Here is a 12,178-nt window from a genome sequence, read left to right as displayed (position 1 = left end):
CGCTAGAGGCCTACCGATGCAAGGAGGTGGCCGACCTCCTGGCGGCCCAGAACACGGATGCTTCCCTGCCGCTGGTCGTTCAGGCGGATCGGGCCGATCTGGGTGCGGACGAGTCGCTCCACGGGGTGCCCGACGGCGTCGAACAGGCGGCGTACCACGCGGTTCTTCCCCGAGTGCAGCACGACCTCGACGAGGATGTGTCCGGGCGTGGAGTCGATGAGCTTGAAGGAGTCGACCTTGGAGATGCCGTCCTCAAGCTCGATGCCTTCCTTCATCTGGGCGCCGATGCCCGGGCCCATCGGGCCGCGGACCTGCACGTAGTACGTCTTGGGCACTTCGTAGGACGGATGGGTGAGCCGGTTGGTGAGCTCGCCGTCGTTGGTGAGGAGCAGGAGTCCCTCGGTTTCGGCGTCGAGCCGGCCGACGTGGAACAACCGCTCGTTCTTGTTCTTGTTCTTCAGGAAGTTCCCGATGCTCGGGCGTCCCTCGGGGTCCTCCATGGTGGAGATGACGCCGCGCGGCTTGTTGAAGACGTAGTACTTCAGGTCCTCGTTGAGCTGCAGGCGCATGCCGTCGACGTGGATCGACACCTCGGACGGGACCACCCGGACACCGAGTTCGCGCACGATGGTGCCGTCGACCTCGACCCTGCCGTCGAGGATCATTTCCTCGCAGACGCGGCGGGAGGCGACCCCTGCCGAAGCCATCACCTTCTGCAACCGCACGCCGTCGGGGTTGTGCATGTCGAGTTCGTCGGCGGGACGGGTGGTGCGGGCGGCCTTGGGACGGCGTACCGGGCCCAGATCCTTGCCGAAGCGCTCTCCACCGAACGCACGGGGACCCGATGGCTTCTGTCGAGGCTTTCCGGCGCCCGACTTCTTGGCCGCGTACCGGTCCGCGGCGGGGTTTCCGGTGCCCCGGTAGCCGGAATCGCGCCGCGCCTCCCCCGGACGGCCCGCACCGCGTGCATCTCCGGCGGGACGGCCCGAACGCTCCCCCGTGGGACGGCCCGCACCGCGTGCGTCACCGGCGGGACGGCCCGAACGCTCCCCCGTGGGACGGCCCTGGGCGGGACGCCCTGCGGCGTGGCGGCCCTCGGTGGAGCGTCCGCGCCCGGCTCCCGCCCCCGCGCGCTGGGGGCGGTCGTCACGCTGGGGGCGCTCGGCGCGGTCGTCACGCTGGGGGCGGTCGTCACGCTGGGGGCGGCCGGCGCCTCCTGAGCGCTCGTAACCGCCGCCGGTGCGTCCGCGGCCCGTACCGCCGGTTGGCCTACCAGTGGACCTGCCGCCACGTCGAGCGTCGTTCCGTCCGGAGCCGGATCCTGGCGCCTGTGTCATTAAGAGTCCTTCTGGTCAGCGTTTTCAGTAAGTTGTATCTTCATAGTCCCCAAGGTTTTCGAGGCCGGGCAGGTGGGGCGAAAGCCGCGGCAGCTCGGCTACGCTGCCGAGTCCTAATCTTTCCAGAAAATGCGGGGTGGTCCCATAGAGGACTGCCCCGGTCTCCGGGTCGGTTCCGACGGCGGCGATCAACGCCCGCTGGGTCAACGTGCGCACCACCGAATCGACGTTCACCGCACGGATCGCCGAAACCCGTGCCCGCGATACGGGCTGGCGGTAGGCAATGACCGCCAGGGTCTCCAGCGCGGCCTGGGAAAGCCGTGATGACTGGCCGCCCAGAACGAAGGCCGAAACCACCGGAGCGAACCAGCTCCGGGAGTAGATGCGCCACCCGCCGCCGACGTTGCGCAGCTCAAAACCACGGGGTTGAGGATCATCGGCACTCTTCGGGCCCTTCCCAGTATAACCGTCGTACTCCTGCTGGAGGTTCACGAGCATCGCCCGAACCTCCTCGACGCCCACGGCGAGCGCCTGTGCGAGTTCCTGTTCGGTCACGGGATTCTCAACGACCATAAGCACCGCCTCGAGGGCGGCCTTCAGTCCACCGGGCTGTTCGGCGGCCGAAAAGGGCTCGGCCGCAGCGGCTTCTGCTCCGGTGGGTGCGGCCTCGTCGAGATCGGTACCGGTCACTGGATGTCCTTTCGTGTCGTGCTCTCCCCCGCGTTGGCCGGCGGCGGAGCCGCCCCGGGCGCCGGGTGCGATGGCGTCACCGGCGCGCGGCCGAGGGGCACCAGGCCCGGTGCCCCCAGGTCTGCTGGCTCCAGGCCCGAGGGCTGCTGGTCTGCTGACTCCAGGTCTGCTGACTCCGGGTCTGCTGGCTCCTGGCCCAGGTGGTTCTGCACCCTCGCGGGCACTCGACTCACTGCAGCGTCAAATCCACGGTACCGGGCCCCACTGACTCCGGTCCGTAGTCCGCGCCGTAGTCAGCCCCGATGCTGTCAGCGGGGAAGGGCTCATCACCGCCCGACCAGCGGATGCGCAGCTCCCCCAGCGGCTCGTCCTGGTCGAAGGACACCACCCCGTCTCGGAACATCTCCAGGAGGGCGAGGAACCGCACCACGACCACGAGGGTCTCCGCGGCGTCGGCGGTGAGCTCCCCGAAGGACAGCGATCCGGCGTTCCGCAGGTGTGCCTCGAGCAGGCCCGCCTGCTCCCGGATGCTGACGGCCGATCCGTGGAGGTGGTCTACCCGCACGCCCTCCGGAACGGTCTCCCGGGGTTGCAGCGCAGCGGCAGCCAGCGCAGCGAGGTCCTCCGCCGTGGTGGTCCAGATCAGGTCGGGAAGCAGCGCCGTGAAGGCCGGCTCCAGCGGGGTGTCCCGGGGGTACCTCTCCCCTTCGACCTCGAACCGTTCGGCGAGCTGGCGCGAAATCTCCTTGAACGCCCGGTACTGGAGCAGGCGCGCGAACAGCAGGTCGCGGGCCTCAAGCAGCGCAATGTCCTCGTCGTCCTCCACCTCGCCGCACGGCAGGAGCCGTGCCGCCTTGAGGTCGAGGAGCGTCGCGGCGACAACGAGGAACTCGCTTGCCTCGTCCAGCGCCCAGGAACCGTGCTCGGCCTGCATCCTGCGGATATGGGAGATGAACTCGTCGGTGACCTCGGCGAGGGCGATCTCCGTAATGTCGAGCTCCCGTTTGCTGATCAGACCCAGCAGGAGATCGAAGGGGCCGGAGAAGTTGGTCAGGCGGACCTCGAAGACCGCTTTTCCTGCCGCTGGCAGATTCTCCGGGGTCCCCGCCGTCAGCGGCGGAGGGTGCACGCCCTCAGCCGTGCTGCCCATGGCGGGGAATCATCAGGGCGCGCCGCCCCGGGCGATCAGTTCCTTGGCGAGCCTGCGGTAGGCGTCGGCCCCCGGGTGGTTGCCCGCATAGGTGGTGATCGGCTCGGCGGCCACCGTGGCATCGGCGAACTTGATGGTGCGCTTGATCACTGTCTCGAAGACCTTCTCGCCGAAGGCCTCCACGAGCCGCGCGATGACCTCCCGGCTGTGGAGGGTCCGCGCGTCGTACATGGTCGCGAGGACCCCGTCGACCTGCAGCCGCGGGTTGAGCCGGTCCTGGACCTTCTCGATGGTCTCAACGAGCAGCGCGACAGCGCGCAGGGCGAAGAATTCGCAGATCAGCGGAATGATGACGCCGTGGGCGGCGGTCAGCGCGTTGACCGTGAGCAGTCCGAGCGAGGGCTGGCAGTCGATCAGGATGACGTCGTAGTCGTCGGAGACCTTGCGCAGGGCCCGGTCGAGCACCTGTTCGCGGGCGACCTCGTTGACCAGCTGGACCTCGGCCGCGGACAGGTCGATGTTCGCCGGCAGCAGGTCGACATTGTCGAAGGCGGTCGCGTGGATGGCGTCCCGGATGTCGACCTTGCGGTCCATGAGGACGTTGTACACCGTGACGTCGAGTTCATGCGGATTGGTGCCGAGCCCTGCGGACAGCGCGCCCTGCGGGTCGAAGTCGACGAGGAGCACGCGCCGGCCGGCCTCGGCGAGCGCGGCACCGAGGTTGATGGTGGACGTCGTCTTGCCGACACCGCCCTTCTGGTTCACCATGGCGATGATGCGGGCGGGGCCGTGGGAATCGAGGACCGCCGGCTCGGGAAATAAGGTCACCGGACGTCCGGTCGGCCCTAGTTCAGGGGTGGCGTTCTGCAGAGTTGTGGAACCCTGTTCGCTACTCACGTATTTCTCCACGCTTCCGTTTGTATCTCTACGTTTGCTTTTGAGCTAATCCTTTGGTCAACGTTACAACCGGCCGGCACGCCCCCGGTGCACGAGGACCCCGGCGGGGCGCGAGCCTTGAGGTTCAACCTGAGGTCGAAAGTTGCGGTGTCGGGCCTCCTCTCGACAGCAGGCAGGCCCGCCCCGGAGGGACGGGCCTGCCTGCTGTTGGTCGACAACTGCACCGCCGGCGGCCGGAGCGGTAGTACCGCTCCGTGCTGCCTGCCGGTTCTACCTGCCGGTGGAGGCCGGGGAGCCGGCGGCCGCGTGCGCGGTCACGGCGGCCACGCCGTCCTCGACGTCGTCCCCGTCATCGAATGCATGGGGGTTGGCGTTCATCGTCGCCTCATCGAAGGGCAGCCGCTTCTCGAGCACCTCATCGACCCGGGTGCGGTTGATCTCCCGAGTCCAGGTCCCGATGAGCACCGTGGCCACCGCATTGCCGGTGAAGTTTGTGAGGGCGCGCGCCTCCGACATGAAGCGGTCGATGCCGACAATCAGCCCGACGCCGTCAACCAGCTGGGGTGCGTGCGACTGGAGCCCGCCGGCGAGGGTTGCGAGGCCCGCACCGGTGACGCCGGCGGCGCCCTTGGAGGCGATGATCATGAAGATCAGCAGGGAGATCTGCTCACCCAGGGCCAGGGGCATGCCCAGGGCCTCGGCGACGAAAAGCGACGCCATGGTGAGGTAGATCGCGGTGCCGTCGAGGTTGAAGGAGTAGCCGGTCGGCACGGTCACCCCGACCACGGGCCGGGACACGCCGAGGTGTTCCATCTTGGCGATCAGGCGGGGCAGGGCAGCCTCCGAGGACGAGGTCGAGAAGATCAGCAGGTACTCGCGGCCGAGGTAGCGCATGAGCTTGAAGATGTTCACGCCGGTGGCCACCTTGAGCAGGCCGCCGAGGATGATGACGATGAAGAGGATGCAGGTGATGTAGAAGGCGATCATGAGGGTGAACATGCTGACAATGGCCTGGACGCCGGTCTCGCCGACGACCGCCGCGATGGCGCCGAAGGCCCCAATGGGTGCGAGCCACATGATCATGATGAGGATCCGGAACACCAGGGCCTGGATGTGGCCGATGCCCCGCAGCACCGGCTTGCCGGCGGCACCCATCTTCTGCAGGGCAAAGCCCACGAGGAGCGCGACGAACAGGGTCTGCAGGATGCTTTCGCCGGTGAGGGAGGCAAGCAGCGTCGGAGGGATGATTCCCAGCAGGAAGCCAACGGTTCCGGAGTCTTCCTCCGCCGCCGGTGCGCCCTCATAGGAGGCGCCGGAGAGGTCGAGCCCGTCGCCCGGATCGATGAGGTTGCCCACGACCAGGCCAATGGCCAGGGCGAAGGTCGACATCAGCAGGAAGTACCCGAGCGCCAGGCCGCCCACCTTACCGACCGTGGCCGCCTTGGCGATGGAGCCGATGCCCAGCACGATGGTGCAGAAGATGATCGGGGCGATCATCATCTTGATCAGCGCGATGAAGCCGGTGCCCAGGGGCTTCAGCTTCACCGCGAGCTCGGGGGCCGCGAGGCCGACGACCGCGCCGAGCAGCACCGCCGCGATGACGGCGATGTAGAGGAAATGGGTCTTGTCGACCGGCTTGCGCGGCGCCGCTGATTCGCCGCTGGGACTTGATGTCGCCGTTGCCATGAGGTTCTCCTGGTTCGGTCCGGCGCCCTGCCGCTACCGTCCGGGAGGCCATTCTCCGCCGTCGGGCTGTCGGGCCGGGTGGCCGTCCATGGAAATCTGTCCACCCCAGCCTGAGCCACGACGTGACAGGCGTCACTCTTGCGTTCATACTGGTCGCGGCCTCCGGCACTAGACTCGGACGGTGCCTGGAAGGAGTCTGGTTCCGCAGTGAAGCGATGGAGTCTCGCACGGCAGCTTTTCGTCGGACAGCTTGTGTTCATCGCGATCCTGACGACGTGCCTTTCCTTCGTGCTCTACATGGATGCCGCACGCGATGCCCACGACTCCGCGGCGGAGCGCATGCTGGCCGTGGCCTCGACCCTCGCCCAGGATCCGGCAGTGCTCGACGGCGTCGGCCGGGCGGACCCCACCGAGGTCCTCCAGCCCTACGCCGTCTCGCTCATGGATGAGCTGCGCATCGACTTCATCACGATCATGGCACCGGACCGCACCCGGTTCACCCACCGGAACCCCGCACAGATCGGCCAGAGCTACATCGGGTCGGTGGACCAGGCGCTGGCGGGCCGCAGCCACACCGAAACCTTCACGGGAACCTTGGGCCCCTCCGTGCGGGCCATCGCCCCGGTGCAGGACCCCGACGGCACGGTGGTCGCGATGGTCGCGGCGGGAGTCACCGTCGACCGGGTGGCGATCGCCCGGAATGCCCAGCTTCCGGTGGTGGGGCTGATCGCGGCCGCCTCCCTCCTCTTCGGCTCCATCGTGTCCTATCTGCTCAGCCGGCGGCTCCAAACGGCGACGCTGGGGCTGGGCACCGACGAGCTCGCGCGCATGTTCGTGTTTTACGACTCGGTGCTCCACTCGGTGCGTGAGGGGCTGCTGCTGACCGACGGCCGGGGCCGGCTCGTGCTCTACAACGACCAGGCCGCACACCTGCTGCACCTTCCCGAACCCCGGCCGCAGGCACCGGTGCCTGCGGCGCAGCTCGAGGTGCCCGGATCGCTGCGGGACCTGCTGGCCAGCGGCCGGCAGGCCATCGACGAGGTCCACGTCACCGACAACAGGGTGCTTGTGGTCAACCAGGAGCCTGCGGTGCCGCCGACCAGCAGGGACACTGCGGGAACCCAGCCCCTGGGCACCGTCACCACGCTGCGCGACCACACCGAGATCGAATCCCTGACCGGTGAACTGCAGACCATGCGCACACTGACCGACGCCCTGCGGGCCCAGACCCACGAGCACTCCAATCGGCTGCACACCATCGTGTCCCTCATCGAACTCGACCGGCAGGCGGAGGCCCTCGAGTTCGCCACCCGCGACCTCCAGCAGTCCCAGCAGCTCACCGATTCCGTCGTCGGGGCGGTCGACGAGCCGTTCATCGCCGCCCTCCTCGTCGGCAAGGCGGCGCAGGCCAATGAGCGCGGCGTGGAACTGAGCCTGAGCGTCGACGGGCCGGTGGACTCGCAGGGCATCGACCCTGGCGACCTGATCACGATCATCGGGAACCTGCTCGACAATGCCTTCGATGCGGCCGCGCCCTCCGAACGGCGCCGGGTCCGCCTCACCCTCAGCCACCCCGGGGCGGGCCGCGCCGGCGTCGGGATCGTCGTCCAGGACAGCGGCCCGGGCCTCACCGCCGCCGAGCGCTCCCGCATCTTCGAGCTGGGCTTCAGCACCAAGGACCCGGCGGCCCGCAGCCGCGGCATCGGCCTGGCCCTCGTGCGCCAGGCCGTGCTGCGCCTCGGCGGAACCCTCGAGGTGGACAACGACGCGGACCACGACGGCGGGGCCCGGTTCTCGGTCTTCCTCCCGGCCGTCCCGCCCGGGGCCTCCGCCTCCGCTGATCGGGCCGGCACCTGATGGAACCGATCCGCGTCCTCGTGGTCGAGGATGACCCCATTGCCGCCGACGCCCACGCCGAGTATGTCCGGCGCCTCGACGGCTTCGCCCTGGCCGGCGTGGCCCGTTCGGGCGCCGAAGCCATGGCGCTGCTCTCCGCCGCCTCCGCCGGAGGCGCCGGCACCCAGGCGGGTCCGGCGGGCATCGACCTGATCCTGCTCGACATGAACCTGCCCGATGCCCATGGGCTCGACCTCCTCCGCCGGGTGCGCGGGCTGGGCCTGCCGACCGACGTCATCGCGATCACCGCGGTGCGGGAGCTGCAGGTGGTCCGCTCGGCCATCTCGGCGGGGATCGTCCAGTACCTCATCAAACCGTTCACCTACTCGGCGTTCTCCAACAAGCTCGGGGCCTACCGGGAGTTCCGCCTCAACCTCATCGGCCAGGCGGCCTCCACCACCCAGTCGGAGGTGGACCAGGCCTTCGCCTCCCTGCGCCCGGCGGCCCCGGCCAGCCTGCCCAAGGGCCTCTCGGAAGACACCCTGCGTGCCATTATCGGGCAGCTGAAGACGCTCGAGGAACCGGTCTCCGCCGCCGAGGTGGCATCCACCCTCGATCTGTCGCGGGTGACGGCCCGCCGGTACCTCGAGTACCTCGCCGACGGCCAGTCCGTCCGGCGCAGCCCCAGGTACGGCACCCGGGGGCGGCCGGAGTTCGAATACCGGTGGGCCCGATAGGCCGACCTATGTATACAGAAAGGTCCGATCGGCCGATTAACCGCCGGCCTTCTTGCGGATCGACACCCCCGCTGTATACATTGAGCGCAGGGGTGCAACCAGCACCCAGCCTTCCGGGAGGATTCCGATGCGCGCAAGTGACAGGGCCTACGGGTCGCTGCGCGCTGACATCCTCGAGTGGCGTCTTCCCCCCGGCACCCTGCTGGCCGAGGTTGAGCAGGCCAGCCGGCTGGGCATTTCACGTACCCCGCTCCGTGAGGCCCTCTCCCGGCTCGTGGCCGAGGGGCTGACGGCGGCACACTCAGGGCGGGGCGTGGTCGTGACCGCGGTGTCACTGGCCGGCGTCGCCGACCTCTTCGAGGTCCGCCTCCCCCTTGAATGTGCAGCGGCCCGCCTCGCCGCGGCCCGGGGCGACCGCGCGGCGTTCGATGCCCTGGCCGAACGCTTCGAGGCCGCGGGCGCCCTGATCTCCTCCGGCGGCACCGACCAGCACGCCTATTACGGCCTGGTCGCCGAGCTTGACGCCGCCATCGACGAAGCCGCCGCCAACCCGTACCTGGTGCAGGCCCAGCGCCAGCTCCGGACCCACCTCGTGCGCGCCCGCCGCCTGGCCCGCGACAACCCGGACCGGCTGCTCGCTTCCGCCGGCGAACACCGCCAGATCGCCGAGGCGGTCGCCCGGGGGAATCCCGAACTCGCCGCGGCCGCCGTGACCATCCACCTTTCCAACAGCCTCCACCACCTCCAGGCCTCGGTCCCCGGACCGCTCGACGCCTGAACCCCGAAAGGAAGCACCATGGAGCTCCACCCCGTTCGAGTCCACCGCAGCGAGGAAAACCTGCCCCGGGAGGACCAGCTGGCCTACCGGATCGCGCAGGTCGCGTCCGATCCGGTCGCCGTCACTCCTGAGGCCGCCGACATGGTGATCAACCGGATCATCGACAACGCCTCGGTGGCACTCGCCTCCCTCACCCGGGCGCCGGTGAGCGCTGCCCGTGCGCAGGCGGCGAGCCACAGCGCTCCCGCATCGGGCCGCGGGTCCTCGGTCTTCGGGGTTGACGCCCTCACCTCCCCCGAGTGGGCCGCCTGGGCCAACGGGGTGGCGGTGCGTGAGCTCGACTACCACGACACGTTCCTCGCCGCCGATTACTCCCACCCCGGCGACAACATCCCTCCGCTGCTGGCCGCGGCCCAGCACACCGGGGCCTCGGGGGAGGCGCTCCTGCGCGGCATCGTGACCGGCTACGAGATCCAGGTCGACCTCGTGAAGGCCATCAGCCTGCACCGGCACAAGATCGACCACGTCGCCCACCTTGGCCCCTCGGCCGCTGCGGGGCTCGGCACCCTGCTAGGCCTCGATCCGGACACCATCTTCCACGCCGTCGGGCAGGCCCTTCACACCACCACGGCCACCCGGCAGTCCCGTAAGGGCGAGATCTCGACCTGGAAGGCCTACGCACCGGCCTTCGCCGGGAAGATGGCCATCGAGGCCGTGGACCGTGCCATGCGCGGCCAGACCTCCCCGACCCCCATCTATGAGGGCGAGGACGGCGTGATCGCCTGGCTGCTCGACGGGCCCGAGGCCCGCTACGAGGTGCCCCTGCCCGCCCCCGGCGAGCCGAAGCGGGCCATCCTCGACACCTACACCAAGGAACATTCGGCCGAATACCAGGCGCAGGCCTGGATCGACCTGGCACGGCGCCTGCACGCGGCCCATCCGGAGCTGCTCAACCCGGCGAACGTGCGCGGGATTCTGCTCTCCACCTCCCACCACACCCACTACGTCATCGGGTCGGGGGCCAACGACCCGCAGAAGTACGACCCCTCGGCCTCCCGGGAGACCCTCGATCACTCCATCCCGTACATCTTCGCCGTGGCACTGCAGGACGGCGCGTGGCACCACGAGCACTCGTACGCCCCGGAGCGCGCCAAGCGGCCCGACACCGTCGAGCTGTGGCGGAAGGTCGAGACGACCGAAGACCCCGAGTGGACCCGCCGCTACCACTCCCTCGACATCACGGAGAAGGCCTTCGGCGGACGCGTCGACATCACGCTGGCCGACGGGCGGGTGGTCACCGACGAGATCGCCGTAGCCGATGCCCACCCGCTCGGCGCCCGCCCGTTCGGCCGGGCGCAGTACATCGAGAAGTTCCGCACCCTGGCGGCCGGCGTGGCCGAGGACACGGAGGTCGAGCGGTTCCTGGACGTCGTCGGGCGCCTGCCCGAGCTTCCCGCCGGCTCGCTTTCCTCGCTGAACCTCCGGGCCCGCCCCGGCCTGATCGACACCGCCGCGGTCCGCGGCGGCCTGTTCTAGGAGGACACCATGCTGTATTCAGCCACCACCCCCGAATCGAAGCGGGCCGCGCTGCGTGCCGGGCTCGCCTCCAGCGCCCTGCAGCAGTTCCCCGGTGCCTTCAACCCGCTCTCGGCCCGCCTGATCGAGGACAAGGGGTTCCACGGCGTCTATATCTCCGGGGCGGTGCTCGCCGCCGACCTTGGCCTGCCCGATATCGGCCTCACCACCCTCACCGAGGTGGCGCAGCGGGCCGGGCAGATTGCCCGGATGACAGACCTCCCCTCGATCGTCGACGCCGACACCGGCTTCGGGGAGCCGATGAACGTCGCCCGCACGGTGCAGGAACTCGAGAACGCCGGCCTGGCCGGCTGCCACATCGAGGACCAGTTCAACCCCAAGCGGTGCGGGCACCTCGACGGGAAGCAGGTCGTGGATCTCGACACCGCCGCGAAGCGGATCCGCGCGGCGGTCGACGCACGCCGCGACCCGAACTTCCTGGTTATGGCCCGCACCGACATCCGCGGCACCGACTCGCTGCGCGCCGCCCAGGACCGTGCCCGGGCGCTCGTCGACGCCGGCGCAGACGCGATCTTCCCGGAGGCCATGCGCGACCTCGAGGAGTTTCGAGCCATCCGGGCGGCAGTGGAGGTGCCGATCCTTGCCAACATGACCGAGTTCGGCAAGAGCGAGCTGTTCACCACCGACCAGCTCCACGACGCCGGGGTCAATATTGTTATCTATCCTGTCACCTTGCTGCGCAGTGCCATGGGCGCCGCGGAGCGTACGCTGGACTCCATCCGGGCCAACGGCACCCAGCAGCAGGCGGTCCCGGAGATGCAGACCCGGGCCCGCCTGTACGAACTGGTGGACTACGAGGGCTACAACAGGTTTGATACGTCAGTCTTCAATTTCCAGGTTCCCGACGGGCGCTAGCGGACCTTCCGCCGGCACCGTGTTTCCACCGAAGGAGTTCGATTTGACCAGCACCCAGCCAGCTCCCCCGGCCGCACCCGAGATCCACAAGGGCCTGGCCGGGGTGACTGTCGACTACACCTCCGTCTCGAAGGTGAACCCGGAGACCAACTCCCTGCTGTACCGCGGGTACCCGGTCCAGGAGCTTGCCGCTCGATGCTCCTTCGAGGAGGTGGCGTGGCTGCTGTGGCACGGCGAACTGCCCGGCGAGGAGGAACTGGCCGAATTCACCGCGCTTGAGCGTGCCGGCCGGGCCCTGCCCGGGAACGTCCGTCAGGTGATCGACCTGCTGCCCCTGACGAGCCACCCGATGGATGTCGGGCGGACCGCGGTGTCGGTGCTCGGCGCCGGGCACCCGCTGGCCGGGGACAACTCCCGCCCGGCGAACCTCGAGAAGGCGGCCGCGCTGTTCGCCGCCTTCCCCGCCGTCGTCGCCTATGACCAGCGGCGCCGCCGCGGCCTCGACGTGGTGGAGCCGCGGGAGGACCTCGGGTACGCCGCGAACTTCCTGTGGATGACCTTCGGCGAGGAGGCACCGCCGGAGGTCGTCGAGGCCTTCAATATCTCGATGGTGCTC

The 12,178-nt window shown here is 69.2% G+C and carries 11 protein-coding genes; 6 read left to right on the top strand and 5 right to left on the bottom strand.

The annotated features are described in order from the left end of the window. Positions 1–2: 2 nt before the first annotated feature. From QZX79_RS14010 to QZX79_RS13990, 5 genes are all read right to left on the bottom strand, one after another. Entirely contained in the window at positions 3–1,337 is a 1,335-nt protein-coding gene (locus QZX79_RS14010) for a pseudouridine synthase (protein WP_294569077.1), read from the bottom strand. A 24-nt stretch (positions 1,338–1,361) separates the two neighbouring features. Next, complete coding sequence (gene scpB, locus QZX79_RS14005) at positions 1,362–1,937, bottom strand: SMC-Scp complex subunit ScpB (RefSeq protein ID WP_294569102.1); 576 nt, start codon at positions 1,935–1,937, stop codon at positions 1,362–1,364. A 319-nt stretch (positions 1,938–2,256) separates the two neighbouring features. Further along, positions 2,257–3,177, bottom strand: coding sequence for a ScpA family protein (locus QZX79_RS14000; RefSeq protein ID WP_294569075.1), 921 nt, complete (start codon positions 3,175–3,177; stop codon positions 2,257–2,259). Between the two features lie 12 nt (positions 3,178–3,189). Then, positions 3,190–4,074, bottom strand: a complete 885-nt coding sequence (locus tag QZX79_RS13995; RefSeq protein ID WP_133404887.1) for a ParA family protein — start codon at positions 4,072–4,074, stop codon at positions 3,190–3,192. Positions 4,075–4,344: 270 nt separating this feature from the next. Further along, positions 4,345–5,760, bottom strand: coding sequence for a cation:dicarboxylate symporter family transporter (locus QZX79_RS13990; RefSeq protein WP_294569072.1), 1,416 nt, complete (start codon positions 5,758–5,760; stop codon positions 4,345–4,347). A 207-nt stretch (positions 5,761–5,967) separates the two neighbouring features. Here QZX79_RS13990 and QZX79_RS13985 point away from each other — a divergent pair, with 207 nt between their 5' ends. From QZX79_RS13985 to QZX79_RS13960, 6 genes are all read left to right on the top strand, one after another. Further along, a complete protein-coding gene (locus QZX79_RS13985; RefSeq protein WP_294569070.1) occupies positions 5,968–7,617 on the top strand; it encodes a sensor histidine kinase in 1,650 nt (549 codons plus the stop codon). Further along, the gene (locus QZX79_RS13980) at positions 7,617–8,333 is read left to right on the top strand and encodes a response regulator (protein ID WP_294569067.1); all 717 of its coding nucleotides are present in this window, start codon (positions 7,617–7,619) and stop codon (positions 8,331–8,333) included. The genes QZX79_RS13985 and QZX79_RS13980 overlap by 1 nt, the downstream gene beginning before the upstream one ends. A 127-nt stretch (positions 8,334–8,460) precedes the next feature. Continuing rightward, positions 8,461–9,111, top strand: a complete 651-nt coding sequence (locus tag QZX79_RS13975) for a GntR family transcriptional regulator (RefSeq protein ID WP_294569066.1) — start codon at positions 8,461–8,463, stop codon at positions 9,109–9,111. An 18-nt stretch (positions 9,112–9,129) separates the two neighbouring features. After that, complete coding sequence (locus QZX79_RS13970) at positions 9,130–10,647, top strand: MmgE/PrpD family protein (protein WP_294569064.1); 1,518 nt, start codon at positions 9,130–9,132, stop codon at positions 10,645–10,647. A gap of 9 nt (positions 10,648–10,656) precedes the next feature. Then, on the top strand, positions 10,657–11,562 hold the full coding sequence (prpB, locus tag QZX79_RS13965) for a methylisocitrate lyase (RefSeq protein WP_294569062.1): 906 nt from the start codon (positions 10,657–10,659) through the stop codon (positions 11,560–11,562). A gap of 43 nt (positions 11,563–11,605) precedes the next feature. Continuing rightward, a partial coding sequence (locus QZX79_RS13960; protein ID WP_294569060.1) for a citrate/2-methylcitrate synthase occupies positions 11,606–12,178 on the top strand: 573 nt, incomplete at its 3' end.

This window comes from uncultured Arthrobacter sp. (genome assembly GCF_902805515.1).
In the GTDB taxonomy this organism is placed as follows: Bacteria; Actinomycetota; Actinomycetes; order Actinomycetales; family Micrococcaceae; genus Arthrobacter_D.
The sequence above is the reverse complement of the archived record's forward strand: the minus strand, read 5'-3'. Positions and strand labels throughout refer to the sequence as shown.

Bases quoted from the DNA above. Each gene is read 5' to 3' on its own strand.
- QZX79_RS14010 (WP_294569077.1), bottom strand. From the start codon at position 1,337: ATGACACAGGCGCCAGGATCCGGCTCCGGACGGAACGACGCTCGACGT.
- QZX79_RS14000 (WP_294569075.1), bottom strand. From the start codon at position 3,177: ATGGGCAGCACGGCTGAGGGCGTGCACCCTCCGCCGCTGACGGCGGGG.
- QZX79_RS13990 (WP_294569072.1), bottom strand. From the start codon at position 5,760: ATGGCAACGGCGACATCAAGTCCCAGCGGCGAATCAGCGGCGCCGCGC.
- QZX79_RS13980 (WP_294569067.1), top strand. From the start codon at position 7,617: ATGGAACCGATCCGCGTCCTCGTGGTCGAGGATGACCCCATTGCCGCC.
- QZX79_RS13975 (WP_294569066.1), top strand. From the start codon at position 8,461: ATGCGCGCAAGTGACAGGGCCTACGGGTCGCTGCGCGCTGACATCCTC.
- QZX79_RS13970 (WP_294569064.1), top strand. From the start codon at position 9,130: ATGGAGCTCCACCCCGTTCGAGTCCACCGCAGCGAGGAAAACCTGCCC.
- prpB (WP_294569062.1), top strand. From the start codon at position 10,657: ATGCTGTATTCAGCCACCACCCCCGAATCGAAGCGGGCCGCGCTGCGT.